The 12,340-nt window shown below is 43.3% G+C and carries 14 protein-coding genes; 2 read left to right on the forward strand and 12 right to left on the reverse strand.

What is annotated here, in order from left to right; translation table 11 throughout:
• Window positions 1-268: 268 nt before the first annotated feature.
• The 12 genes from K7R10_RS12560 to K7R10_RS12615 form a co-directional block, all read right to left on the reverse strand.
• On the reverse strand, window positions 269-1,420 hold the full coding sequence (locus K7R10_RS12560) for a 1-acyl-sn-glycerol-3-phosphate acyltransferase (RefSeq protein WP_224485069.1): 1,152 nt from the start codon (window positions 1,418-1,420) through the stop codon (window positions 269-271).
• Between the two features lie 10 nt (window positions 1,421-1,430).
• Window positions 1,431-2,357 (reverse strand): bile acid:sodium symporter family protein, encoded by a 927-nt coding sequence (locus tag K7R10_RS12565; protein WP_224485070.1) that lies wholly within the window; start codon window positions 2,355-2,357, stop codon window positions 1,431-1,433.
• A 138-nt stretch (window positions 2,358-2,495) separates the two neighbouring features.
• Window positions 2,496-2,864, reverse strand: coding sequence for a VOC family protein (locus tag K7R10_RS12570; RefSeq protein ID WP_224485071.1), 369 nt, complete (start codon window positions 2,862-2,864; stop codon window positions 2,496-2,498).
• A gap of 3 nt (window positions 2,865-2,867) precedes the next feature.
• Entirely contained in the window at window positions 2,868-3,176 is a 309-nt protein-coding gene (locus tag K7R10_RS12575) for a DUF3784 domain-containing protein (RefSeq protein ID WP_224485072.1), read from the reverse strand.
• Between the two features lie 183 nt (window positions 3,177-3,359).
• Window positions 3,360-4,502 (reverse strand): alpha/beta hydrolase, encoded by a 1,143-nt coding sequence (locus K7R10_RS12580; protein ID WP_224485073.1) that lies wholly within the window; start codon window positions 4,500-4,502, stop codon window positions 3,360-3,362.
• Window positions 4,503-4,548: 46 nt separating this feature from the next.
• On the reverse strand, window positions 4,549-4,755 hold the full coding sequence (locus K7R10_RS12585; protein ID WP_224485074.1) for a GDCCVxC domain-containing (seleno)protein: 207 nt from the start codon (window positions 4,753-4,755) through the stop codon (window positions 4,549-4,551).
• A gap of 10 nt (window positions 4,756-4,765) precedes the next feature.
• Window positions 4,766-6,112 (reverse strand): dihydrolipoyl dehydrogenase family protein, encoded by a 1,347-nt coding sequence (locus K7R10_RS12590; RefSeq protein WP_224485075.1) that lies wholly within the window; start codon window positions 6,110-6,112, stop codon window positions 4,766-4,768.
• Between the two features lie 199 nt (window positions 6,113-6,311).
• On the reverse strand, window positions 6,312-6,788 hold the full coding sequence (locus tag K7R10_RS12595) for a GNAT family N-acetyltransferase (protein WP_255610512.1): 477 nt from the start codon (window positions 6,786-6,788) through the stop codon (window positions 6,312-6,314).
• A 71-nt stretch (window positions 6,789-6,859) separates the two neighbouring features.
• Window positions 6,860-7,225, reverse strand: a complete 366-nt coding sequence (locus K7R10_RS12600; RefSeq protein WP_224485077.1) for a DUF2200 domain-containing protein — start codon at window positions 7,223-7,225, stop codon at window positions 6,860-6,862.
• A gap of 134 nt (window positions 7,226-7,359) precedes the next feature.
• Window positions 7,360-7,869, reverse strand: coding sequence for a hypothetical protein (locus tag K7R10_RS12605; protein WP_224485078.1), 510 nt, complete (start codon window positions 7,867-7,869; stop codon window positions 7,360-7,362).
• The gene (locus K7R10_RS12610; RefSeq protein ID WP_224485079.1) at window positions 7,866-9,362 is read right to left on the reverse strand and encodes a YfcC family protein; all 1,497 of its coding nucleotides are present in this window, start codon (window positions 9,360-9,362) and stop codon (window positions 7,866-7,868) included. Before K7R10_RS12610 ends, K7R10_RS12605 begins: the two co-directional genes overlap by 4 nt.
• A 280-nt stretch (window positions 9,363-9,642) precedes the next feature.
• On the reverse strand, window positions 9,643-10,074 hold the full coding sequence (locus tag K7R10_RS12615) for a hypothetical protein (protein WP_224485080.1): 432 nt from the start codon (window positions 10,072-10,074) through the stop codon (window positions 9,643-9,645).
• Window positions 10,075-10,537: 463 nt separating this feature from the next.
• On the opposite strand from K7R10_RS12615, the gene K7R10_RS12620 reads away from it, so the two are divergent.
• Together K7R10_RS12620 and K7R10_RS12625 are read left to right on the forward strand one after the other, a co-directional pair.
• Window positions 10,538-10,852: a PepSY-like domain-containing protein gene (locus tag K7R10_RS12620; protein ID WP_224485081.1), complete on the forward strand. Its 315-nt coding sequence runs from the start codon at window positions 10,538-10,540 to the stop codon at window positions 10,850-10,852.
• A 114-nt stretch (window positions 10,853-10,966) separates the two neighbouring features.
• Window positions 10,967-12,331 (forward strand): sigma-54-dependent transcriptional regulator, encoded by a 1,365-nt coding sequence (locus tag K7R10_RS12625; protein ID WP_224485082.1) that lies wholly within the window; start codon window positions 10,967-10,969, stop codon window positions 12,329-12,331.
• Window positions 12,332-12,340: the final 9 nt, after the last annotated feature.

The following is a 12,340-nucleotide window of genomic DNA, read 5'->3' on the forward strand; positions in this document are numbered from 1 at the left end:
GTCGATATCGGTACACTTTTTTCTCTTAAAGAGATGAATAGAAAAATAAATTGTGATTTTACATTGGTAATGAAATTCTATTCAATGTTCTGAAATCAAGTGTTATAATAGAAAGTTTTCCTGAAATCAAAAGCAATGTCCATAGTGCTTAGTATTTTACCCAGGACCAACATCAAAAATCATATCTAAGGTCTGACAGGAAATTAAAGTTAGCTTCATTTATTTTCATTACCAGTTAAAGGCCTTCCGTATCAACGGGGGGCCTTTTTCATTCTTCGGGAAGAAAGTTGCCTGCCAGTTCCTTTGTGAGTACAGGGCTGTCTTTCTTTAAAACACCATACTGATAATCGCAGGCGATAAGACCTGATAAGGGTACAAGGATGAGGAAAGGCCAGAACCAACCGGTAAAGTGACAGAGTATATAAGAGGTTATAAGGGTACAGGCAGGCAGTAAGACCATCACACACAGGAATTTTACCGACTGTATAAAATGCGGATCTTCGACCACGTATCTGATCAGAAGCTTCACGGTGACGATCCATAAAATGTTGAGAACGATGCCTGCAATCCAGAAGGGGAAGCCAACGATAAGCCTGATTATATGAAGGAGATTGCTTATTCTGTTGTCTTTTTGTCCGGGTATTGTGCTGCCCGAGCGCAGATTTTCGATGAGCTCTTTATCTTTTTCAAAGCGCATAACCAGGTCAGGTGACAGGGTGCGATGCGATTGCCAGGCCGACTCAAGCTCATCATAATTCTTTTTAGGGGTGATGTCGATCATGAGCCTGCTGACCTTTTTCGCGATAAGTTCCCTTAGCTCTTTCAGTTCTGCCGGTTTGGTGTCTTTACTGTCTCCCACGAATTTTCGCATGCTTACCGGGCGTCCGAAATTGATCAGTAAATCGGTTCGCATACGGGTGGGATGTTCGTAGTTTATTCCCACGGGAATGATGAGAACATCATCTTCAGGGGGCAATGTTTTGACAGCTCTGAGTGCAATTCTCCCAATTCCCTTTTTCAATGGGGTCCGCAGTCTTTTTTGCATGCCGTGATTTCCTTCGGGAAAGATCATCAATGCCCCTTTGTTGAGCAATATTTCCTGGCAACGATCAAAGGTGTCGTTATTGGCAATTTTCAGATCTACCTTGTCTCTCGGACGATAGACAGGTATCATGTGTAACAGGTTCAGACAACGGCTTACAAAACCCTTTTTAAATACACTGGCCCTGGTGAGGAACCACGGATTTCTTTGAGTATGTACCGCGATTACAATCGGATCGAGGAAGGCACTTTGGTGGTTAGGAGCAAAAATAACCGGCTGATCACCCGGAATATCTTCCTGATATGTAACCTTCACCTTGCGAAAAAAGAAAAATGCAGTTATGCGTGCCAGTATCCTGATAATTCTGTAGACGATCATAATACACGGTTTAAGTGTGTATACTCAAAGCCGGCCACCTCCGGTATAACTGTGCCACCAGCAGGCCTGCCAGAATGTTCCAGACACCCCACCAGGCAACCAGGAGAACCAGGCCTCCCCTTGGTTCAAAGAAAGTGAATACCAGTACCAGGGCGAGCCCGGCATTTTGTACACCTGTTTCTATGGAAATGGTTTTCATGTCTTCAGATTTTCCCGTTGTAAACCGGGCAAGGTAATAACCGCTAGCCAGGGCGATCAGATTTTGGGCGAAAACGAGAAAGACAAAATGTTGCCAGTACTCGGCAAAGATCTCACCATTGCCATTAAAGGCGAAAATGATGAAGCTGATCAGGATGAGCATGCTCAATACCTGCATGGGTTTGAAGATTTTTTGTGCCAGATTTTCAAATCTGTGGGCAAACCACATTCCCAATAAAAGAGGAATTACCAGTATTTGCAGAACAGTAAATCCAAGATCGAAATAATTGAGTGAAACGCTTTGAAATACCGGCTGAAGGTAGGTAAGTCTGGATGTCCAGAATTCAAAATTGAAAGGGGTCATGACGGGAGCCAGGATGGTCGCAATTATAGTCAGACAAACGCTCAGGGCCACGTTACCCCCGCACTGCATCGAAAAGAAATTGGAAATATTCCCACCGGGACATGCAGCGACCAGTAACATCCCCATGGCAAGACCGGCCTCAGGCTGAACAATGTATACCAGCAGAAAGCTGAGCAGAGGTAACATCAGGTACTGAGATAAAAGTCCGGTCAGCACCGATCCCGGGGTTTTTAATAAAACCTTCAGGTCACCTGGCTTGACAGATAAGGCTACACTGAACATAACGATAGACAGGCATAAGTTTATGAGCCAGAGATTATCATCACTGAAATCAATACTTACATCCTGTAAGGCGATAGGTGGGGTAACTAGCATGGCGGCAAAGTAAGAAAAAAATACCTTTATCAGCCTACTTAATGAACCGGTAAGAACAATTGAGATCGGTTTCCGAAGAATGCATCAAAACCCTGGTAAATACTATTGTGAAAAGGGTAATACAAGCTTTACAAACCGTTACGAATCATGAAATTTGCCTATATGCCAAATTACTCCTGAAGGGTCATGAACAAAGAACTCCCTCCCCCATTCAGCGTGGTGCATCTCAGTGATACGAACCACCTTATATTTTTTGTCAAGCTTTAAAGAATTTATGTATTCCAAGGTACGCTCCGGATCTGACACCTCCAGAAAGACCATAGAATTTTCAATCCAGTCCTTTACATAATAATCCTGAAGGTAAAAACCGAAATCCCCCTGACTGAAGTATGACATCTTGGTAGAGGTTCTGAGTTCTTTGAATCCGAGCTCGTTATAGAATTTCCTTGAAGTTTCGAAGTCCTGAGCTCCGATAAAGGTTCTGATCGATCTGGCATTCAATTTCATGAGTTACTCTTTTTTTCTGAATTTCTTCGAATTGGTTCTTATCAGGAGATAAGGTAATCCTGTTACAATGGCCATTATCAGGGCATAGAGTTTCAGTCGGGGATCATCCAGATACAGGCTTAAACCATATCCCAGGATAGTTATGGTTGCCATATAGAACATGACGTTGCCAAATATGTGAGCGATGGCTTCGATGTCATAGCGGGCTTTTTCTTCTTCATCCATAGAATTGTATCCGGCGATCAGGTTGTACATTTTCGCATACCTGACCAGTATTCCCAGGAGAATAAAAATTGCTGCCGCGAAGATCATATTATCAAAGATTGAAGTGAAAATAAATACCAAAACAGATATTCAGCCAACACTAAATTAATATTCCCCGTCAGATTCAGCAAGAGATCTTTAGAACACATTTTCGTATAAGAGTTCGTCTCTGTTTTCATTTGGGGCTTAGTGTTGTTTCGTTTGTGATTTCAGATGTTGATGGTCCGGGGGTCAATCTTCTTTGCACTTATCATGAATCCAGCTTAAGTAGGTGTTTTCATATTGATCTGCATAAAAGGGAGGAGGCACCCCTTTTCCTAAAGGCCAGGTGAGCATGGCGTGATCTCCCTCCTCTAAAATCACTGTTTCGACCCCCTTATATTTTTGAAAGTTCTTCACGGTTTCTTCCGGGGGGAAACTCTCATTTTCCCGGCCAGAGATAACAAGTATTTCGGTATGGCTTGCCTCCAGGTAAGTTTCGGGCTGAAAGTACATAACCTGGTTCCACCAGGGATAGAAATACAATTCCTCTGAAAATTCTTCTCCGGCCTTAAACCAGTCTTTATCTCTTAATACCGCAATTCGTTCTTCGATTAGCTTTCGTGCTGCAGGATCATTTTTAAAAGTCAGGATGTCGGTATACAGGTTTTTTGCTTCTTCGATCTCATTTTCGGTGAATCCTTTCCGCTCTAACCGATAGGTCATTTCGCGCACTGTCTGTTTCAATGGTGAGGTTCCGGAGGGTGAGACCATTACGATAAAATCGACCGGAATGAGAGAGTCGATGATCAGGCTAACCCATTCGCCTTCACTGAAAGCAAACAGGCCTGTCTTTTCGAAAGGATAGGTCTTTCTTATTTTTTCAATAGCAGCGACAGCATCTCCGGCATAGCCCTGGTAACCGGTTTCATAGGTGTCTCCCTCAGATCTGCCGCTTCCTCTCTTATCATAGGCAAAGGCCGCTACTCCCGATCGGGCAAGGTTTCTTGCATGAAAGGCGTATTCACCTCTGTCTTCGCTTCCTGATCCATGTATGAAAACCACCAGACAACGGGCTTCTTGTGACTTCGGTTGGTATAAGGTTCCGTATAATTGATTGCCCTCGTTTTCGAACATTACTTCTTTTTCATCATAAGTGAAGAAATACTCTTTAACCGAAAGCACGGTGATGATCAGGGTCAGAACCGTAAAACCCATATAAATTTTCTTTCTTTTCTTTATCAAGGCAAACAAGGAAAGTATCAAAAGGCTGATGGAGACAACTACCACCTCTTTTCGCGTATCTAAAACCGCCCCGATAGCGCCGAAGTTAGAATAATAAAGAACGAAGGTTATCGGCGTTAGTATCAGCAGGGTTATCAGTAATCCTTTCATCTTTTGAAAAGTCGATTAAAATAAGATAAACAGCTCCTTCTATAATTCAGCAGCATTTCCGGTCATTTTGTACGGGAGGGCAGGGTACCGATCCGTAACTGCAAAAAACACAGCAATCACCAGTAAGCGGCTTTAAAATCACATTGCAATTTTCGCATTTATAAAAGTATTGACAGGAATCGGCAGGCATAACTTCCTTTTCTTTATGTGCGCATTCCGGACAGGTGATCTCGCAAATCGTAATTGTTTCCATAGAGGTTAATTTAAATCATACTGCTTATATCTGATGCCATTGAGGGGTAAGAGTACAACATTTTCTTTAGGTCATGGGTTTTTAAGTCGGCGTTCATGGCCATGGCGAACAGATTGATGGTTTCTTCTGCGTGGGGTCCGATAAGATGAGCGCCCAGGATCCTGTCTGATTCTTTGTCGATTAAGGTTTTAAAAGCATATTCATCCTGATTGGTTCTTTTCGCATTAAACCATCCCGGTACCGATTCGTATTTTGTTTCAAAACTAAGGTCTTGATCGTTGGCTTCCCTCTCGGTCATGCCAACCATGGCCACGGGTGGAAGGGTGAAAACAACGCTTGGGATGGCAGGATACTTCATTTTTTTATGATTGTTTCCGATCACATTTGAAGCTACCACATGCCCTTCCAAAACTGCTACAGGTGTCAGGGGAAGACCATTGGTAACTGCGCTGTCTCCTGCGCTGTATATGTGTGTATTTGAAGTGCTTTGCAAGTAATCGTTTACTTCGATCCCTTTTTTGTTGTAAGCGATGCCGGCTTTCTCGAGATCCAGATCGTCAATGGCCGGTACCCTTCCTGATGAATTAAATACCGCTGAGACCGGGTAACTGTTCTTACCGTTTTTGTTTTCTACAGTGACAAGAAAGCCCTTTTCTGATTTTTGAACTTCTGTTACCTCTGTGTTCAGCACGATATCGATACCCAGTTTTTCAGTAGCGGAAACAAGATGCTTGACAATATTATGGTCGAATTTGGCGAGAGGGTGTTCTCCCCTGTGCACAATAGTGACTTTGGCTCCGAATCGGGCAGCGATATGAGCAAATTCGAAAGCTATGTATCCACCTCCTATAAATAGCAGAGACTTCGGAAGTTCTTTCAAATTCAAAAAGTCTGTGCTTGTAAGTGTATATTCACCTCCGGGGATGTTCAAGGTCCGTGGCCTGGCTCCTGTGGCAAGGATGATCTTTTTTGCCTTAACCCGGGTTTCATTGAGCTCTATTGTGTTTGGGTCCAGAAATTTGGCCTGAGAATGAAAGGTAATAATTCCGTGGTCTTTATAGTCTTTTTCAATCTTCCCGGGCATGGAGTCGGTGAAAGTGCTCTTAAACCGCATTAGATCCTTCCAATTTAAGGAAGGGATCCCTTCCAGGCCTTTGTGCTGAAGATTCTGAGCAGACCGGAACACTTCGGTAACCCCTGTTAACACCTTTTTTGGGTCACAGCCCCTGAGGGCACATGTTCCTCCGTAGGGCCGCTCATCGGTAATTCCCACTGACAAGCCTTCCGAAGCGCATTTTTTGGCAACGGTCATTCCCGCCATTCCGGATCCTATTACGAAAACATCGAACTCTTTCATGTTGTGTTTCTATCTCTATATCTTCAATAGTCAGCAGCTTTTCGTGAGCGCTGAACGTATTTAATAAGATACTAAGAATCTGATAAATCACCCGGTATGTAAATAACAGATCATTATTGCCTATGTATTCATAAGGGGCGGAGGATACAGGTATCCGGCTACTGCACAGATTTCACAATTGGATATCAAAAGCCGGGAATTATTCCTGTCCCACGATATTGCTGCGTCTTTCCAGCAGGAAATTATCTTTCCACTGACCATTTCTTCTGGCAATTCTTTCCCTGAAACCTACAACTCTGAAGCCAACGCTTTTATGCAGGCTGATACTGGGGGTGTTTTCGGTAAAGACCGAAGCCTGGAGTGTCCAGATTCCGTTTTTTTCGCTTTCAGCAATCAGTTCTTTCAATAAAAGTTGTCCGACTCCTTTTCCACGGTGATGTTCAGCAATATATATGCTTACTTCGGCAACGCCCGAATAAACCGCTCTTCCTGACACCGGGCTCAAGGCTGCCCAACCGGCTATTTCATTATTAATCGTGGCGACCAACCTGCCAAACTTTAAATGTGAAAGGTCAAATTTTACCCGATCCGGTGCCGCTGTTTCAAAGGTGGCTATTCCTGTAGCGATACCGCTTTGGTAAATGGCTTTAACGCTTTCCCAGTCCTCTTCAGACATGAACCTGATTTTAACGGCCACCATTATGGTAAGGGTGTTAGAGTCAATGTATGTTGTTTAGTGGATGACATTCAGTTTTTTCTGAGTATTTTCTCCATTTTCCTTCCTTTAGCCAATTCATCGACAAGCTTATCCAGGTACCTTACCTTTTTTGTAAGAGGGGTCTCGATCTCCTCTATCCGGTAACCACAGATCACGCCTTTTATCAGATGAGCATGGGGGTTGAGGTCAGCTTTGTCAAAGAAGGTTTCGAAAGTGACCTTATCCTCTATGAGTTTATTACTCTCATCGTCATCGAAATTTGTGAGCCATTTTATCACCTCATGGAGTTCCTCCTTCGTCCGGCCTTTTTTCTCCACTTTAGTTACATAGTGCGGATACACAGAGGCGAAAGTCATCCCTGCGATTTTTCTGTCGTGTTCTGGTGTGGTTGCCATAGATGTTATTTTTGAAGATTTTCGTCGACTTAATTTAAAATATTCAATCGCTGAAGAATGATGTTAAAATACTAAAAATCTGATATGCATTTATAGTTGTATCAATCGCAGCCATGCATTATTCATTGATTTTACTAATGATCATCCAGGAATCTGCTGACCAAAGAATCATTCTCTGTTTCCATCTGAACGGTCCAGCTATCGATGAACCATCTTCCTTTTTCAAAATGAAGCCTGATACTGTTCAGTCCTCTGACATCTGCAGGTACCCCGGGATCGGCACGTATCTCGAAAGCGCTCCAGACATGGGCAATATCGCCGTAGGTCTGTACTGAACGACCGAGTTCCTTTTCGAAAAGATCTTCTCTTGGTGACAGTGCCAGGGGGATGTATTCAGCCTCCAAAGATGAATAGGATGCGTTGCCCTTTTCATCAAGCCTGATAATGACTGCATCTGTTGAATGAATGAATTTGTCTCTTTCAAATTCCCAGGGGTCTGTGCCCGAACCTGAAATGACATCATAATAAGCGTTGATTATGGCGTCGATCGACGCCACGTCTTTATCATGGGTATTGCCGGAATTTTGAGCAAAAGCCGGTAAACTGAAAAGCAGGTTTACCAGGAGGAATATCAATTTTTTCATTGGAATGCGATTAAAGTCAGAAATATCATGATCACTATGGCGAGTATCAGTATTAAGGGCCAGACGAACCTGAGATATCGGTCATATCCGATTTTGGCGACTCCGAGAAAGGCAAGTAACAAACCGGTGGGATTGATCAGATTAAAAAGTCCGTGCCCGAACTGATAGGTGCTTACGATCACTTCCCTGCCGATATTGACCGTGTCGGCCAGCGGCGCCAGTATGGGAACGGTAAGCACGGCCGTACCTGATGTTGACGGTACAAAAAAGGCGATGAAATTATAGACGATAAAAAGTGCGTTCACAAAAATCCCTTTATCCATGCCCTCTGTTATACTTCCGGCCTCATAAAGTATGGTGTCACTGATCATTCCATCACTCATAAGAATCGATATGCCGCGGGCGAGGCCGATAATAAAGGCGACACCTAATAACGAACCGGCCCCTGTCATGAAGGCCTGTAAAAAGGTTTCCTCTTTCATACGGGCCAGTAAGCCTAAAACGACAGAGCCGAAAAAAAATACAGCCGTCATTTCGACCAGCCACCAATCCAATGCTACCACCCCATAAACCATGATCACGAAACACAGCATGAAAACCGAAAGAATCAGTTTCATATTACCCGAGAGACTCGGGATTCTTAGTTCCGGATCCACTGCAAAATTACTTTCGATCTTTTCTTTTTGATCAGATATCACCGAATAAGCGGGATCGGCCTTTACACGTTTCGCATAACGCAACAGAAACAAGATTGTCAGCGTGATGCATATCAAAAACATAACCATTCTTTCCTGAAGACCATTGGTCCACACAATACCTGCTGCATCGGAGGCGATGATGGTAGAAAAGGGGTTGGTGGTAGAAGCCATGACCCCCACCTGTGATCCGAGAAAGACACAGGCCACAGCTACCAGGGCATCGTATTTTGCGGCTAGAAAAACGGGGATCAGAATCGGCAGGAAGGCGATGGTTTCTTCTCCAAATCCGAAGGTGGAGCCCCCCAGGGCGATTAACAGGGTAGTGCTGATGATCAGGATAAATTCGCGACCCTTCAGGAATTCTGAAAGCCACTGAATACCGGCACTGAAGGCTCCGGATCTTTCAACAACACCCACCGTTCCTCCAATGATAAGAACCAGGAATATTATATCTGCTGTCTCGATGATCCCTTTGACAGGTGCCTGCAGAAATTGAAAAAGACCTTGCGGCTTTGCATCCACATGTTTATACGTGCCTGGAATGCTGATGGGTTTGTAAATGGCTCCGGAGGTGAAATTTTCCAGGGGGATTTGAATATTTAGAATATCCAGAGTCTCAGGGGTGGGAGGTAACTTTTCGGTTCTATCATTCCTTTGAACTATAAAGGCATCTTCAGAGGCATTATAGGTGAGTTTCGCATACTGACCTGCGGGAATAACCCAGGTAAGAACCGCAACAAGTGCCGCAATGATCAGGAGAATGGCCTGAGCCGAAGGGAAAGATCTTATTTTCATTTCAGAGGTACGCTTATTTGCAAAGCGCCTGTTTATATTACGTCTATGAAAGTATGAATATTTTCTGAGTTAATGCCGTCAGATGGGTCGCTATATGTCTGATAATGAATGACTCTATGTGCTCTGGCAGATCGATTTTTTAAAGTTGCGTCTATTTCTACCTTAAATGACTTTAGTTAAGGCGGGGATGTAGAGGAATATCTTATTGCCAAAAGAATTACATGATCTTGCGTTTTGTGGGAAGTACGCAGAGTTTACCAGGAATCATAAAACAAAGAGATCAACCGGAGGTGATTTTTCGTTCACCGGATCTGTTCTTAAATATGGCATTGTAAAGGAAGTAACTGAAAATCCCTGTGATGAAAGTGGCGGCAATATCCCAGACATCGATAGGTTTGCCCAGCAGGGGATGTGCCAGCTCATACACTATAATGCTCAGGGTTCCAAGCTTGATCAGGTAATTCCCTTTGTCACGCTCATGAGAGAAAATAGCGATTAAAATAAACAAGGTGGTTAAAGTTCCGAAGGTATTCCCTAAGGTGTCTGCTAAATGAAAGTCATTGATGTCATTGCGATAAACATATGGTCGGTAAATAGGTCGTCCTATGAATTCGTATATAAGAAGTGAAGAAAGGCCGATGGCAAAATTGATGATTTTGTACCAGGTTAATTTCCATCCTTTCAGTTCATCTAAAAATTCGTTCAATTCCATATAGAAAACATAGTGATTAGGCGATAAAAGTGTTTATGACTGGTATAATGAGGCTGAATGACCTGAAAGTCCTCGGGCCGGCATGTTTACTAAAGCAGCCTCCATAGAATACATGGCTTCTATAATCAGTCAGGTGATTCGTTATTGCTCCGATTCTTTCTTTAAATATAGCATTTATAAATGCTGTAATTCTATAAATATACCCGGAAAAGCCTTCAATAGCATGTAACCAACTGATAGACAGTATGTAATATGTGCCTTTCTTTGTGTATTTATTACACACTTTGCTCTTCAATTACACACTATTTGGGAACTCTGTTGTTTTTTGGCATGGATCATATATCTCTGTGAAGCCTTATTATCGCTGGGATCAGTGAGGATTAAGGCCGGAGTCGTATGTTTTGGTACAATAGTTTCTATATAACTAACAAACAATTAAACTTAAAAGTTAAAATCAATCATTATGAAAAAATTAGTTTTAGTATCAGCAGTAGCATTAGGTGGATTCGTTTCATTTGCAGCAACCCCCGTAGTATTTCATGACGGGATCGCTGAAGACATCTACGAAGATGTATACATGGTACAGGAAGAATATACAGAGGTTTCGGTAGATGAAGTGCCTCAGGCCGTTAAAGATGCCCTGGCAAATGATTTTCCGGGAGCTGAAATAGCTAAGGCACACAAGAACGAGGCCAATGAGTATAAGCTTGAAGTAACCATGGGTGAAGAAACAGCCACCCTTTACGCGAACGAAAATGGCGAGTGGATCCAGAAGTAAGATCCTGTCATAAATTTGTTAAAGAAAAGGATAGCCTGGCTATCCTTTTTTTTATGCTTTTTTTCATCCAGCTGTTGACTTAACTTCCTATTTTTGTGTAAATTAAGTCAACAGATGCCGAAAATCCTGATCATCGAAGACGATGTTTCCTTCTCTGCTATGCTGGAACGTTTTCTCTCAAAGAATTCTTTTGAGGTGGATACCTGTTATTCTGCCGGGGAAGGGTTAGAGCACCTTAAATCCGGAAACTATGATCTGGTGTTTGTCGACCTGAGGTTACCCGACCTCGATGGCATCGAATTGCTGTCGCGGGTAAAGGAGATGAAACCGGAAACCCCGGTTATTCTGATGACCAGTTATGCTGAGGTCACCACAGCGGTGGAAGCGATGAAAAAAGGCGCTTTCGATTATATTTCAAAACCTTTTAACCAGGACGAGGTCCTGTTGGTGATCAAAAATGCCCTGAAAGGAAAGGGGCATGATGTATCACGTACAGATACTGCTAAACCTGTTTCTTCCCTTGACAGAGATACCTCCTCTCAGGGAAATATGGTGAGAGGTATCAGTAAGGCTTCCAAAAAACTTCAGGAATATGTGCAGTTGGTGGCTCCGACCGATATGTCTGTGCTGATAACCGGGCAGTCGGGAACGGGGAAGGAAGTAGTTGCAAGGAGTATTCACAACAACAGCAAGAGGAAGAATTTTAATTTTATTGCAGTCGACTGCGGTGCGATACCAAAGGAAATTGCTGCCAGTGAATTTTTTGGTCATATCAAGGGTTCGTTTACCGGAGCGGTCACTGATAAGAAGGGTCATTTCGAAGCCGCCAATAAAGGAACCATCTTTCTTGATGAGGTGGGGAACCTTAGTTACGGGAACCAGATTCAGTTGCTCAGAGCCCTTCAGGAGCGAAAGATCAAGCCCATAGGGAGTAATAAGGAGATCGAAGTCGACATAAGGCTCATCACAGCTACCAATGAAGATCTTCTGAAAGCTGTCAATGAAGGTGGTTTCAGGGAAGATCTCTATCACCGGCTTAATGAGTTTTCCATCCAGGTGCCAACCCTGCATGAGCGTAAGGAAGACCTGATGATTTATGCCGATCATTTTCTGGATCAGGCAAATCTGCAACTGGAAAAGAAGGTGGTGGGTTTTTCAGATGAGGTGCTCGATATTTTTCAGAAGTACTCCTGGCCCGGGAATCTCAGAGAGCTTTCCAACGTCATCAAGCGATCTGTCTTGCTCACACAGGGCGACTATGTTGAAAAGTCGGTGCTGCCGGCTGAAATCGTGAGGCCGAGGACTCATGAAGACCCGGAAAGAACCGTCAGGTCTTTTTCGAAGAAAGACAATGAAAGGGAGTTGATCATGAACGCCCTTGCTGAGGTGGATAATAACAAATCTCAGGCGGCCAGGTTACTAAACATCACACGAAAGACGCTCTATAACAAGATCAAGGAATACAATATCGATTCCTGATTCATTCCC

It is taken from the genome of Robertkochia aurantiaca (assembly GCF_020166495.1).
Taxonomy (GTDB): domain Bacteria; phylum Bacteroidota; class Bacteroidia; order Flavobacteriales; family Flavobacteriaceae; genus Robertkochia; species Robertkochia aurantiaca.